Source organism: Luteolibacter algae (assembly GCF_042683045.1).
Classification (GTDB): Bacteria; Verrucomicrobiota; Verrucomicrobiia; order Verrucomicrobiales; family Akkermansiaceae; genus Luteolibacter; species Luteolibacter algae.
Genome location: NZ_JBHUIT010000022.1, coordinates 1 through 13,825, shown reverse-complemented (window position 1 = coordinate 13,825; position 13,825 = coordinate 1). Strand labels below are relative to the sequence as shown.

Genomic DNA, 13,825 nt, shown 5'->3' with positions numbered 1-13,825 from the left:
GTAAAGGATTCTCCGCAAGCTCCCGACCTTGAGAGGGCCGGGAGCTTTTTTATGCCTTCTTCTGACAGAAAATCGTCTCCGGGATCGAGAAGACCTGACCTGACCTTCCGGAGAAAATGGCGGAAATCATCTACCCAGTATACCTCTGGATTGCTCCAAACTCATCTCACGCTGTTGCTGCCAATCGATCACCGAGGGAGCTTTGAAAACTTTTCTTCTAGCCTCCACAGCACTGTTCGATGTCCGACTGACTTGAGCGGCATTGGATTCCCGTGCACGGCTATTATCCAGCGTGTTGGTTTCGTAGGACCGTGTTAATGAGGATTTCTTTCCGCTAGCCTCTGCCACTTGTCCTTGCTGCCGCGCCGTCGTTTGGAACCTCGAGGCATCCGTATTCCCCGCATATTCCGCGGTTTGGTAGTTCTTATTTCCCCACCAGGACTTCTTGGCGACCTCTCCTGTCTTGTACTCTTCCTTATCTATCTTTCCTTTGAAGTAAGGCGAGTCTCGCTGGCTGTCGAATGAACTCCTCTTATCAGATTTCGGGACCCAATTTCCTTGCTCATCCTGCTTATAGCCTCCTCCCTCGGAAAGACGTTCGCTCAGGGACTTGTGTTCGGCTGCAGCAGTCGGCTTGGCGGGATCCACATTCTTGTCAGCACAACCCGTGGCGATGACACTGATGCCTGCGAGGGTCCACAAATGTGTGAGTAGAGGTTTCATAGGTTTTTTTGTAACGTGTTCTCCAAATTCGGATCCGGGATCGCACCTCGCTCCAGAGCTTGATTGTAAAATTTTCGAGCATCTTCGTAGCGTCCGTCATTGGCACAGAGTAAAGCGATATTGAAGTATGGTTCATTTGGAACCGGATCGGCGGTGATCGACGCTTTGAAATATGACTCCGCGTCAACGAGCTGTCCCTGGGTGTAGGAAATAGTGCCCAACAGCAAATAGCTCTTGGCGTCATCCGGTGCCATATCGATCGCTTTCTTGAGGAAATGCTCTGCAGATGGCATGTCGTCCATCTTCAGATAGGAGTAGCCCAGCATCCGGTTCGCATAAGGATTATTCTCTTCCAATTCGATGGCGCGCCGGAAGCTATCAACTGCTTCGCCAGGTTCGTTTAGCTTCAAATGGACGACTCCGAGCTTACATAATGCAGGAATATGTCCGGGATTCTGATCCAACATCAGTTCCAAAAGCTCGCGCGTGGGGAGCAATCTGCCTGCAAGATAGGCCTTTTGGGCGGCTCTATCGTAGCTATCCAATTCGCGGTTGAGCTTATTGGTCGCGCGACCGACGGTTGATCTATCGCGGGCGAAAGGTGAAACAAACTCTCCATCCACCTGCTGATCCGCGACCAGACGCTGCTCTTCCGGCGTGAGTTCCATCTCCGCTCCATCGAAAAGATCTATCGCCTCGCTGAGCCGCTCATCTTCTTTCCCGAGATCCCTTGCCGCTTGCACCAAAAGTTCCTTCGCTTGCCTTCTGCGCTCCTGCACACGCAGCTGCCGTTTGATCACTTCCCGCAGAATTTCCACTTCCGCGGGATCGGCATGGACCTCGCCTCCAGCCAAAGCGCTTTCCTCGGCTTTCAACTTTGCGGTCAGCTCACTCAGCCTCTTGTCCTGCTCCCGTTTTTCCTGATGAAGCCTATTGATCTGTGATTTTGCAATCGCAAGATCCCGCAATGCGTCGACGATGTCATCCTTTGCCGCATTGTTGTCCACATTCAGCCGCTCTACTTTCTCATTGGCCTCACGCAGGGACTTCGCAAGACCCATATTCTGCTCGATGAGCTGCTCGATACGCCCCGCTTCGTTCAGCTTCAGCAAGGCTGCCATCTGGTCACGTTCTTGTAAAAGACCGTCACGTTCCTCCCTCAGCTCATTGAAGGCATCGCGGCTTTCAGCAAGCTCTTGGTTCAAGCTCGCGATTTCCTCATTGGCCATCTTCAGTTCGTTGGATTTTAGTTCCAGCTGTTTTTCCAGCATATCCATTTGTCGTCGTTGGCCGGCCACGACCTCGTTGGCCACATTCCTTTCCGTTTCCAGATCCCGCTGGAGGTTTGCCTCCTGCTGCCGTAAATCTTTGGCTTGCTGCCGCATGATCTCCATATCTGCATTCAATATTTCGATCCTGGAAAGTGCTTCAGCATGATCCCCGCGGCTGGTTTTCAGAGCCATTGCCATCGCTTCCCGCTCTTGTTCCAGACGCTCGATCTGGTTATTCAAGGCTTTCAGCTCATTTTGCATGGGAGCGGCAGCCATGCGGGCCCTCAGTGACTCCAAATTGGTCTCCGCAGCGCGGAGTTTTGCAGTCAGTGCCTCGTTTTGCCTTCGTAGGTCATCCACACGGGAAGCATTCCTCATCGCCTCATTGCTACCGCCACCTGCCCCGGATAGCATTTTACGAAGACGCTCTACTTCGGCTTCCGCGTCTTTCAGACGACGTGTTTGCAGTGGATCCACCTCTAGGATCCCTCCATTCAAAGGCATCACATCTTTAGCGGGATCAATAAATTCTCCCCCACTCCGTGCACCTCCTTCGAGCTCGGCAATTGCCCCGCGATCCTTCTGCAGCTGTTCCCCGGCCTTTTCTCTCACTTCGGCGATAGACTTCCCGGTTAGCTCCCGCCGGTTCTTCACCATGCCGGATTTCCAGTCCGGATAATAACGGCTTACTGATCCGAACAGATCCTCAGCCTGGCGGTATTTATTGATCGCACCAACGTAATCCCCGTCTTTTTCCAACTGCTCGGCGGCTCTTACTGCAAGGTAAGCCTGAAAGTAGACATCCGATGGATCAAACTGGGGACTCGCGGGAGATTGCGCAACGACTTCGCATTGCATGAATACCACCACACAGACAGTTACCGCCCATTTAAAACACGCCTGGGTTTGCGCATCTACCTTAAACATCAGCACTTAGAACTACCACTGCAGACTGGTTTCGCAAGTCTCAATTTTCTGACGTTCATGGGTTGGCTCCCATAAAAATTCACCTCCACGATACAGATTATTCAATTCCTCTTAACTTCCTGCGACCACCATATCCGGCCCTACTCCATCACAAGACATACCACATATTGCATTCAAACCGATTCACACCTTGCCTACTTTAAAAATTTATTTACCATCCTCCGGACCGCTCCAGACAGGTTGTGGAATTCCGCACTAAGCCATTTTACCTCCATGTATCTCAAAACGCTCGAAATTCAGGGTTTCAAATCCTTTGCCGACAAAACAGTCTTCGAGTTTGCCCAAGGGGTGACAGGGATCGTTGGCCCCAATGGCTGCGGAAAATCTAATGTCGTGGATGCTATCCGCTGGGTGCTTGGCGAGACCTCCGCCAAAGCGCTGCGCGGTGGAGAAATGGCCGATGTTATTTTTAATGGCACCGAGAAACGAAAGCCATTGGGAATGGCCGAGGTCACGCTGACGATGGCGGATTGCGAGGAATCTCTCAAAGTCGACTTCAATGAGGTATCTCTCACCCGCAGAGTTTTTCGAGATGGACGTTCGGAATACCGACTCAACGGCACCTTGTGTAGATTGAAAGATATCCACGATCTTTTAATGGATACGGGAATTGGCCGCACCGCATACTCCATTATGGCCCAAGGCCAGATTGATCAAATTCTGTCTTCAAAACCAGAAGAGCGCCGGGCGGTCTTCGAGGAAGCTGCGGGAATCACCAAATTCAAGCGCGAGAAGAAGGACGCCCTGCGAAAACTTGAGTATACCGAAGCGAATCTACTCCGTGTTTCAGACGTTCTTGCCGAACAGGAGCGCAGGATGAACTCACTGAAACGCCAGGTGGCCAAAGCCCGCCGTTTCCAATCTTTGAGTGCCGACTACCACATTCTGGATACTCATCTTGCCCATAAGCGTTTCACTGAAATCACCGGACAGCGGGCAGAGCTCACGACCTCTATTCGCTCTCTTGAAGCACAGGATTCCCATCTGAGCTATCAACTTCCTGAAAAAGAGGAAAAAGTTTCAGAAGCCCGCTCATCAGCACGGCTTTTCGAGTCCGAGCTCGCGGAAATACGCCAGCAATTGAATACCCACCAGAATGCGCTGACCGCCGCACAGTCACGGATCGCATTCAATAATGAGCGCAAAGCGGAGCTGGAAAACCGGATATCGCAGAATCATGCGGATATCGCGGCGACACGCGAAAAACTCGCTCAGCAGGAATTCGATTTCACTGCTGCCAACGAAGCGCTCGAACAGCTCACCCGAAGAATCGCGGAACAGGAACTCGAGCTGGAGAAGCAAGAGGAGCGAACTCTAGCCGCCCGCAGCAACCGCGCAAATCTTGAGGCTTCCCTACGATCCTCCCGGGCAGAAGCCAATAAAACCCAGACTTTGATCGCCACGATGCAGGCAAAAATCGAGTCATCCCTTGCCCAGCTGGAAGGCAACCGTGAACGGGCGCGTCAGTTGGCCGAGGAGGAGCAAAGGCTGAATTTAGGCGTGGAAGAGCACATCGAACAACAGACCCGCATTGCCTCACTTGTCTCGGAGACCAGCTCCCAGCTGACAGAACTGGAAGAATCTTTCCAGCAAGCCGAGCGCAACTACCAACGCATTCGGGGCGATCTCGACTCCTCCCGGAAAGCAGCTACAGAATCGAACAAAATTCTGGCCCAACGCTCGGCTCGGCATGATGCGGTAAAACAATTGGTCGCTTCTGGTGAGGGCTTTGCCAAAGGCACGCAGAACTTGCTCAAAGGCTTGGACCAGCCGGATCACTTCAAAAACTCCATCGAAGGGGTTCTCGCATCATTCATACGCGCGGATGATTCCGCAGCCCGTGCCATCGAAGCAGCTTTGGGGGCAAAACTCCAGACCGTGCTGGTTACGGATTCCTCGATTGCTCAGGAATTGATCGAGAGGTTGACGGAAAAGAAGCTCGGTCTAGCCGCTATTCTTCCCAGAGATCTGGTTCCCAAAGCCAACGGCACCCAAATGGAGACCGTCCCTTCCGGAGCGATCGCCTGGGCCTTGGATCGTGTGAAGTCAGAACCACGGGTATCCTCAATCATCGAGCAATTGCTTGAAAAAACCTTGATCGTGCCGGATCTGAAAACTGCACTCAAACTGCGCGGCGATTACTCCACACTCACCTTCGTAACGCTGGCCGGTGAAACTCTTTCTCCGGAAGGAACGATACAGGGAGGTGCTGCCTCGGGAGCCTCCGCTTCCCTGCTGGAAAGGCAAAATGAAGTGAGAGCCTTGGAAAATGAAGTATCGGAACTGACCGCGAAAGACCAACAGGCAAGATCGTTGGTTATTGCCCTGGAAGCAGATCTTGAAGCTGGGCGTGAGTCTGTCGAGGTCGCTCGGGAAAGACTGCAGAAACAGAAGGTGGAATTATCCACCCTCCAAGGGCAACTTTCGCTGGCCTCCCGTGAAGTCGAGAATTTCAATACCCGCATTGAAAACGTCCGCTGGGAGCGTAACGAGCTTGAAAAGCGCGAATCCGCGGCATCGGATTCACGCGAGTCTCTTGAGAGCGAGCTAGCCGCATCCAGAGAAAGATTGGAGGCGATCGAAAGCCAGACCCGTGCATTGCAATCACAATCGGATTCCGCAGCGGAAGCAGAGCAGGAGCTCAATGCAGTATTAAACGAATTGCGAACGAATCTCGCAGTCGAAAAACGGGCCAAACAGGCAGCCGAAGAGCAGCAACGCCCCATGGAAGCCCGGCTATCGGAGCTTAGGGAGATCGCTATCCGACGCGAAACGGAGATCGAGAATTTCACCCAGCGTATCCAAGCTTCCATCGACGAGAATGAGTCCCTGGCCTCCCAAGTGGAAGACCATCAGCTGGAATCCGAGGACTTACAGCAGGAACTCAGTCAAAAGGCGGAAGGTCGCACATTACTCATTAAAGCAATCGAAGATGCCGAGATCGAGCTCACCAAGATCCGCAAAGATCTGGCCTCGATCAATGAGCAAAAAGGACGGGAAGAAATCGCCGCAACAAAGCTCGATTTACGTTTGGAAAATCTGGTTTCATCCACAGAAGAGAGACATCAGATTGTATTGGCAAGCTTCCAGCCGGATGCGCATTCCCTCCTGGCCACACTCCAGTCCCGGGCAGCCCGAAATGCCTCCGGAGCGGATGAGACCGATTCTGAAATCTTAGCTACGCACAATAGCGCCATCAACCCATCTGAGGAGATCAAAGACATGCCGGGCGAGCCAAACTGGTCCCATGTGGAATCTCTGGTCCATGACATCAAACGTAAGATCGAGTCCATGGGCCCGGTCAATATCGATGCGATCGAAGAATACGATGAGCTGGAAGAACGCCATAACTTCCTGCGGAACCAGCACGATGATCTTGTATCATCCAAGACCGAGTTACTGTCTGTAATCGAACGGATAAATGAGGAGACCCAACGCCGTTTCAAAGAAACCTTCGCCCAGGTAAGAATCAATTTCCGGGATATGTTCAAGGAACTCTTCGGTGAAAAGGGTCAGGCTGATCTCACTTTGATTGATGAGAACGACCCATTGGAATCCGGAATTGAGGTGATTGCAAAACCTCCCGGTAAAAAGCTCCAGTCGATTACTCTTCTTTCCGGTGGTGAACGGTCGATGACGGCAGTCGCACTGCTGTTTTCCATCTATATGATCAAGCCTTCGCCCTTCTGTGTGCTCGACGAGCTCGACGCGCCATTGGATGAATCAAACATCAATCGGTTTGTGAAAGTTCTCGATCGATTCATCGACAGATCCCAGTTCATCATCGTGACCCACTCAAAAAGAACCATGGCCCGGGCCGATGTGATGTATGGGGTCACTATGGAAGAATTCGGTGTATCGAAGCCGGTGGGAATGCGCCTCACCAGTAGCTCGTCGACCGATCTCAAGGGAGAGGCGAAATCCGCTGCACAAAAGGCAGCACTCAGATTGGACGCATGATAAAATTTTCATTCAAAGTGTCCGCGTGCAGGCCATCCGAAATCGTGCATTTCACAATGCACATATTGCAGATTGCATCGCGATAGAGTTTTCTCACTACCCTGGGCATTCTGAAAACTCTATATTTCCCAACAACTTTTTGAGTGCAAAAGAACTGTCAATTCCGGCATGTTATTTGCGATGGGGTTCTTCAAACAACTATTATGAAAACCCACAAAATCGTAATCTGCACGGGATTCGATGCTCTTTTCGCCTACCTGTTGTATCCCAATGGTAACGCGGAGCTCGTTGAGCGGATAGAATTCCAATCATGGGGCCAGACCGGCACGCCTCTACTTCATTGGGAAGATGAAACCCTGTGCTATCAGACCCTTGGCGAAATTATTGAGAAAATTGTTTTGAGATACAACACCGAGACATGGGGACTTGCCTGTAAAACCAAACAATACGGAAGGATTCTTGAGTTTCTCCCGTCGGAGACTTTGGGCAAACTTACAAATTGGGTTCCCAATGATGACATCGAGATCAATCGCGCTAATGTCGTCGGGAAATTTTCCGCCATGCCCGAGGCTGGTGGAGCTCCAGTGCTAGCCCGAACCGCCTAAGAGTCCACCGGGAGAAAAAAATTCTGAATAAGCCTCGCATCCAAGATAGAAACGGGAGAATTCCCCAAGTATTTATTGCCAAAGAAGCGGACTTTTACAAGCGGGGTGCCACTTGGTTGCATGAGGATGAACCGGTAACGAGAGAGTTTCTTGCTACGAGGTTCTCCGCTTGCAATATCTGTCATCTCGCGGAAAACTCTTTCACGCCGCTTCACCAATACCTTGGCAATAATTTTCCATTCTATCTAAATGATCCGCTATCTTTCTCTTCTGTTTATTCCGATACTGACCAGCACCTCTGCCTTTTCCCAAGCGATCGAAGTCAATGGGATCGCGGCAAAGGTCAACGGACAGGTTATCACTAAAAACGAGGTCTCTTTCATGCTCGCACCAATTTATGCGCAGCTGGCCACACAGTTCCCACGGCGCGGTCCTGAATTTGAGCGTCAATTCAAAGAGGCTCAGGACAAGATTATTCAGGAACTAATCGATAGGCAGATCATATTGGACGAGTTCAAGCAGCTCGGAGCAAGCATACGGCCGAGTCTGGTCGATGACGAAGTGGACCGTCAGATTCGGGAGCTTTACAATGGCGATGAGGCAAAATTCCGGGAGGAACTGAAAAAATCCCGGCTTACGATGGAGGGTTATCGTGAAATGACCCGTGAGAAAATGGTCGTGCAGGCGATGCGTGCCCAGCAGTTTTCGGATGCTCCGCCTCCGCTCCCAAACGAAGTCCAAACCGAATACAATAAGGTCAAAAGCACCCTTCGGGATATTTCAAAAGATAAGATCACTTTCCGGAAAATTTTTATCCCGGCAGCCGATCCGGAGAGCCCTCTGGCAACCCCGGAAACTCAGCTGGCCCTAGCGGAAAGCCTTGCGAGCAAGCTCAATAACGGAGCGGACTTCGAAGAGATTGCGAAGGAGAACTCACGTGATGCGTTCGCCTCAGAAGGCGGTTTGCAGGAAGATCTTCCACGGACGGATCTCTCCTCGGAATTTGCCGCTATCATCTTTGAAGCGGACGAAGGAAAAATCATCGGTCCTCTTCTCGATCCGCGTGGCTTCACGATCGTTAAGGTCATCAGCAAAAATCTTGGGCCATCGCCTTCCCTATCGGAAGTGCGCTCCATGATCGAGGAAAGGGTCCGTCGCAATAAAACTTCCGCTCAATATGAGCGCTGGATCGAGTCCCGCCGTAAGCGCGCTATGATCGATATCAAAAAGCTCTGATCGGTTTTATCCGGAGGCTCCAGACACCAGCAAGAAACCCATGGAAGATCGCTACGAAATCAAAGGGAAAATCGGTCAAGGTGGCCTCGGCGCCGTATACCGCGCTCACGATGTCCGGATGAACCGGGATGTGGCGATCAAGCGGATCATCGCCAATTCAGAGGATGCGGAAATTTCCGAGGAAAGCACCCGGCAGCTACTGAAGGAAGCCGGCTCGCTGGCATCCCTACAGCATCCAAATATCGTCACGATCTATGATGTGGGATCCGATGAAGACGGCCCCTATGTTGTCATGGAGCTACTCGCCGGCGAGACGCTTGAAGATATTATCCTCAAAGGTTCTTTCACTTGGAGCGATTTCCGGGAGCTGGCAATGCAAGTGCTTGAAGCCCTGATAGCCGCTCAGGAATTGCATCTGGTCCACCGCGATCTCAAACCCAGCAATATCATGCTGACTTGGTTGCCCTCCGGCAAATTCCAGGTGAAGATCGTGGACTTTGGCTTGGCCAAGCTCTCTGCGAAGCCCTCGCTACAAACCACCGACCAATCTGATGGCGTTTTCGGTTCCATCTATTTCATGGCTCCCGAACAGTTCGAACGCGTGCCTATTGATGCGAGAACCGATCTATATGCCATCGGCTGCGTCTTCTACTATGCACTGACCGGCTACTATCCGTTTGATGGTGAAACTGCGGCGGAGGTCATGGCATCCCATCTCCAGCACTATGTAAACCCTCTCCAGGAAGTCCGGGACGGAATCCCTCTATGGGCATGTGATTGGATCATGTGGCATATCAACCGGAACCCATCCGACCGCCCGGAATCCGCCCGGCAGGCATTACAGAATTTCGTGGAAAACGACGCAGCACAACCTTCTCCCCCAATGAGCACCGGAACACCATCACCCGCCCCAGAACAACCGAAACGTCCGAAACTAGTGATCCCTGGTGCGGCTCCAGTTCCAGAGGTCGTCCCAGAAGTAACTCCTACCCAACCTGTCAAAACTGCTTCAGCGCCAAAAGCGCTGGCTCCACCTGAAGGCTCGAAACCAAGTGTCCATACGACCGCTCAAGTAGTTCAGGCATCACGTGCGGCAACAGGCCTCGTCACTCCTACCAGTTCGGGAGCCCCGATCAGCCCGCCGGCCACAGCCCCGGTAATCCCAACGGCGAAACCCACCCAGCCAGCTGCTTCCTCCCCACCGTCCACTCCCGCTGTCACACCCCCTACCGGGCCGAAGCTCACCCCCGCCCCAACTAATGCTGCAACTCCGGGTAAAAAAGCGGTTTCTCCCATCGGATCTAAGCCACCGGCGACAAAGGTCTCAACCCCGCAAAAAGGATTATCAAGCAGCGGCAAGGTTGTTTTGGGAATCGGCACCGCAATCGTGGTCCTCATCCTTGCTTTTGTTCTGATGCAAAAAATGCGGGCGAATGCCGAGGCAAAGACCTACAATTCCATGATAGAATATGTGGCCAAAGGTGATGCCACCGAACTACCGGTCGATAAGGATAAGCTGGAAATGCTCCTGCGGGCAGCCACTTCCGTAGCCTCTAACAAAAATCGCTACGTCATCTACAAAGCGCTCTTCCTCGCAAAATCCACAGACGGCACGGATATTGACGCACGCATTGCGGAATTTGCCACCACTCAAACCATGATTCCGGATGTCCGTGTGGTTCTCATCCGGGACGTGCTGCGTAAACGTGGAAACCCCGCAATCATCGGCACATTGCTGGATTTTGCGGAAAGCACCAATGAGCCAAATGCCGCAGTCGCAGCAATCGAGGCCTGCCGGTTTATGTCGGACGAGCAGCAGCTACCGGCTTTCATCAATATCATAAAAACAACTTCAAACGATCTGATCCGCAAGGCAGCTGAAGAAAATGCGGCAACCATAATAGAAAAGTCTTCCTCCAAGAATAGCCTCGCCGCGGATCTTATCTCGGCATACGGCGCCGCAGAAAACGATGTAATCCGTCACTCCATGCTCCGTCTCCTCGGCCGTGTAGGCGGGGATTTCGCACTCTCTTTTGCCAAGGAGAATCTCTTCAGCAAAGACATGAAGGATAACATCGCAGCTATTGTCGCTCTAGCTACATGGAGTGGCAACGAAGGTTATAAACTCCTCATTGAGTATCTGGCCTCGTCACCCGAGGTTCAACTCCGTGACCGGGCTTATGACTCCGCTATTCAATATGCCGCAGCTTCCCCGGACAAAGTCGAGCAGAATTGGACCCTTCTCTCAGAGCAAACCAAGACCCAGAACGAACAGCTAAAGCTAATTCGCGGTCTTGCCAACGTGGATCCTGCTCCATGGGCATTTGCCATACTCGAGAATCTCACCAAAACCGCGGATAGCGACAAAGTGATCGATCTTGCGCAACGAGCCATCCAAAGGCTCAAAGAAGTTCAAAAAACCAAAGGAGGAAAATAACCGTTGTTGCATGTGACCGCTGCGGTGGTTAAACCGCAGCCGAAAACTGTTTCAGCATTCCACACGGCAGTCGTCCGGCGACGACCGTTTATTTTTCCACAGGTATGACTCTCACTCCAGAACAACAACTTGCCCAGCTCACCTCCGGTGCCGCCAAAGTCCTTTCCGAAAAAGAACTCTTGGAAAAGCTCAAACTCGGCCGTCCATTACGCGTAAAACTCGGTGTTGATCCCACGGCACCAGACATCCACTTCGGGCACACAGTGGCATTGGAAAAACTTCGCCAATTCCAGCTTCTCGGCCACCAGGCAGTTCTTCTGATCGGCGATTTCACTGCCACCATTGGCGATCCATCCGGCCGCTCCGCTACCCGGCCGCCGCTGAGCCGCGATGAAGTCCTCGAAAATGCGGCCACCTATACCGAGCAGGCATTCAAAATCCTCGATCGGGACCAAACAGAAATCGTCTATAATGGAGATTGGTTCCGGAAAATGACTTATGAAGAGATTCTCCGTCTCAATGCCCGGGTGACGTTGCAGCAAATGCTTCAGCGGGAAGATTTCCGCAACCGGCTCGATTCCGGACAAGAGGTCCGTCTTCATGAGCTGCAGTATCCGGTAATGCAGGGCTGGGATTCCGTAGAGATCCGCGCCGACGTGGAACTCGGCGGCACCGACCAATTGTTCAACATCTTGGTAGGTCGTGATATGCAAAAAGACGAAGGTCAGCCACAACAGGTAGTTATGGTTATGCCTCTCCTCGAAGGCCTGGACGGGGTGAAGAAAATGTCGAAATCCTATGGAAATTATATCGGAGTGTCCGAATCTCCACAGGAAATGTATGGTAAGCTGATGTCTGTTTCCGATCAGCTAATGGATCGTTATTACCTTCTTCTTTTAGGCGAGTCACGCGATGCATCCCAGCACCCGATGGACTCCAAAAAAGCTTTGGCGGAAAAACTAACCGCCCGCTACCATGGGGCTACCGAGGCAGAAAATGCTCGGCTTGATTGGGATACCCGCTTCTCTAAAAAAGATCTCAATGCCGCAGATCTCCCTGAGATTTCACTCAGCGCATTACCTGCAGGCCTTACTGTTCTCAGCCTTTGCTCCCACGCTTTTGAAGCCTCTTTTGGATTAAAAAAATCAAACGGTGAGCTCCGAAAGCAATTCATCGTGTCGGGATCAGTTCAGCTGAATGGAGAAAAACAAACCGATCCAACCTTGCCAATCAAACCATCTCCCGGCGATACGCTGAAACTCTCCAAAAAGCATGCCGTCCGCTTTATAAATTGATCTCTAGAAACGGAATTCATCCTCCGAATTTTCAATATTCTTAAAGTCTCTCTAGACATTTCCAATAACTGTTGTTACCCACCTCCCCTCTCCCAAGCGCCCGTAGCTCAGCTGGATAGAGCATCCGCCTTCTAAGCGGACGGTCACTGGTTCGAATCCAGTCGGGCGCACCATATTCCATAAGGGATGGAAGGATTTCCCCAAACAAACCAAGTGCCGGGAGAGAAACCGAACTGGCGGAATGCGGCGGTGCCATTGCCGCAGCCCTTCACATGCGTGGGATGAACAGCCTACACTTGGTCAATCCGCAGTGGATCAAATCATTCGGACAACAAAAACTCAGGCGCAACAAAAGCGACACCGCCGACGCCAAACTCATCGCCCGTTTCCTTAAAGCAGAACAACACGAACTACGTCCCTGGCAGCCGCGAAGCCCGCAGCAGCAACGAATCACCGAACTCAGTCGCCACGCCGACTCCCTCACCCAGGACGCGGCAAGACTCAAGACCAGGCTCTCCGCCGAACCGGAGAAAACCGTTGTGGCATCACTCGAGCGGACCATCAAATTCCTGGAAAAGGAGATCAAATCCATCCGCAAAGGCATCCTCACAACCATCAAATCCGATGCCGGACTCCTCGCCAAATACAAGCTCTTGAAAACCATTCCCGGCATCGGGGATGTTGCCGCTCAGATCGTCATCGCCGAGCTTCCTGATCTGTCCGAGTTCGAAGATGCGCGCCAGCTCGCCGCATGGTCAGGCCTAACACCACGTCACTTCCAGAGCGGGACATCAGGCAAGACCCAGACACCCATCACCAAGATAGGATCGGTGCGCTTGAGACGGGGTCTATTCATGCCCGCCATGACAGCCCGGAACAACAATCCCCTGCTCAAAACCTTCTGCGACAGGCTCAAGGAAAACGGTAAGAAACCCAAGCAGGTCATCATCGCAATCATGCGCAAAAAACTGCTTCACCAAATCTACGGAATCCTCAAGTCAGGACTACCCTACAACCCCGAAAAAAGAGGCTTCATCGAGTCTTGAAATATCCCTTCACTACCACCACAAAAAACTCCTAAAACCGACAAATTACCCTTGCGCTTTCAACGCAGCATCTTGTTCGGTTTATTTGTTATTGCCATAGCGAATCTGTGCGTGAAGCAATCTCATCAGGTGTATTGTGATATTCGAGCAAATTCCTCACCTCATAGAATTTGCTTCGCTTCATAATCGTCGGTAGGAGTGCTGTCCTTGGCCTGACCCCAGAAAATCGGACAGCTCCTTTTTAGAGTTCTTGTGGTAAAACCAC

Annotated in this window: 8 protein-coding genes and 1 tRNA gene; 7 read left to right on the top strand and 2 right to left on the bottom strand. The window is 51.9% G+C overall.

Annotation, left to right across the window (positions count from 1 at the left end; all coding sequences use genetic code 11):
- Positions 1-126 precede the first annotated feature (126 nt).
- Complete coding sequence (locus ACFSSA_RS10945) at positions 127-723, bottom strand: hypothetical protein (RefSeq protein ID WP_386820487.1); 597 nt, start codon at positions 721-723, stop codon at positions 127-129.
- A complete protein-coding gene (locus tag ACFSSA_RS10940; RefSeq protein ID WP_386820486.1) occupies positions 720-2,921 on the bottom strand; it encodes a tetratricopeptide repeat protein in 2,202 nt (733 codons plus the stop codon). Before ACFSSA_RS10940 ends, ACFSSA_RS10945 begins: the two co-directional genes overlap by 4 nt.
- A 273-nt stretch (positions 2,922-3,194) precedes the next feature.
- Between ACFSSA_RS10940 and smc the strand changes: the two genes are divergently transcribed.
- The 7 genes from smc to ACFSSA_RS10905 all read left to right on the top strand — a co-directional run bounded on the left by smc (position 3,195) and on the right by ACFSSA_RS10905 (position 13,560).
- Positions 3,195-6,941 carry a chromosome segregation protein SMC gene (gene smc / locus ACFSSA_RS10935; protein WP_386820485.1) on the top strand — a complete coding sequence of 1,249 codons (3,747 nt, stop codon included), beginning with the start codon at positions 3,195-3,197 and terminating at the stop codon, positions 6,939-6,941.
- A gap of 203 nt (positions 6,942-7,144) precedes the next feature.
- Positions 7,145-7,546, top strand: a complete 402-nt coding sequence (locus tag ACFSSA_RS10930) for a hypothetical protein (RefSeq protein WP_386820484.1) — start codon at positions 7,145-7,147, stop codon at positions 7,544-7,546.
- 249 nt (positions 7,547-7,795) lie between these two features.
- Positions 7,796-8,782, top strand: a complete 987-nt coding sequence (locus tag ACFSSA_RS10925; protein ID WP_386820483.1) for a SurA N-terminal domain-containing protein — start codon at positions 7,796-7,798, stop codon at positions 8,780-8,782.
- A 40-nt stretch (positions 8,783-8,822) separates the two neighbouring features.
- Positions 8,823-11,219 (top strand): serine/threonine protein kinase, encoded by a 2,397-nt coding sequence (locus tag ACFSSA_RS10920; RefSeq protein WP_386820482.1) that lies wholly within the window; start codon positions 8,823-8,825, stop codon positions 11,217-11,219.
- A 104-nt stretch (positions 11,220-11,323) separates the two neighbouring features.
- Positions 11,324-12,514: a tyrosine--tRNA ligase gene (tyrS, locus tag ACFSSA_RS10915; protein ID WP_386820481.1), complete on the top strand. Its 1,191-nt coding sequence runs from the start codon at positions 11,324-11,326 to the stop codon at positions 12,512-12,514.
- Positions 12,515-12,610: 96 nt separating this feature from the next.
- Positions 12,611-12,687: transfer RNA gene (locus ACFSSA_RS10910), tRNA-Arg, on the top strand.
- Positions 12,661-13,560 (top strand): IS110 family RNA-guided transposase, encoded by a 900-nt coding sequence (locus tag ACFSSA_RS10905; RefSeq protein ID WP_386820529.1) that lies wholly within the window; start codon positions 12,661-12,663, stop codon positions 13,558-13,560. The genes ACFSSA_RS10910 and ACFSSA_RS10905 overlap by 27 nt, the downstream gene beginning before the upstream one ends.
- Positions 13,561-13,825: the final 265 nt, after the last annotated feature.

Bases quoted from the DNA above. Each gene is read 5' to 3' on its own strand.
- ACFSSA_RS10945 (WP_386820487.1), bottom strand. From the start codon at position 723: ATGAAACCTCTACTCACACATTTGTGGACCCTCGCAGGCATCAGTGTC.
- ACFSSA_RS10940 (WP_386820486.1), bottom strand. From the start codon at position 2,921: ATGTTTAAGGTAGATGCGCAAACCCAGGCGTGTTTTAAATGGGCGGTA.
- smc (WP_386820485.1), top strand. From the start codon at position 3,195: ATGTATCTCAAAACGCTCGAAATTCAGGGTTTCAAATCCTTTGCCGAC.
- ACFSSA_RS10930 (WP_386820484.1), top strand. From the start codon at position 7,145: ATGAAAACCCACAAAATCGTAATCTGCACGGGATTCGATGCTCTTTTC.
- ACFSSA_RS10925 (WP_386820483.1), top strand. From the start codon at position 7,796: ATGATCCGCTATCTTTCTCTTCTGTTTATTCCGATACTGACCAGCACC.
- ACFSSA_RS10920 (WP_386820482.1), top strand. From the start codon at position 8,823: ATGGAAGATCGCTACGAAATCAAAGGGAAAATCGGTCAAGGTGGCCTC.
- tyrS (WP_386820481.1), top strand. From the start codon at position 11,324: ATGACTCTCACTCCAGAACAACAACTTGCCCAGCTCACCTCCGGTGCC.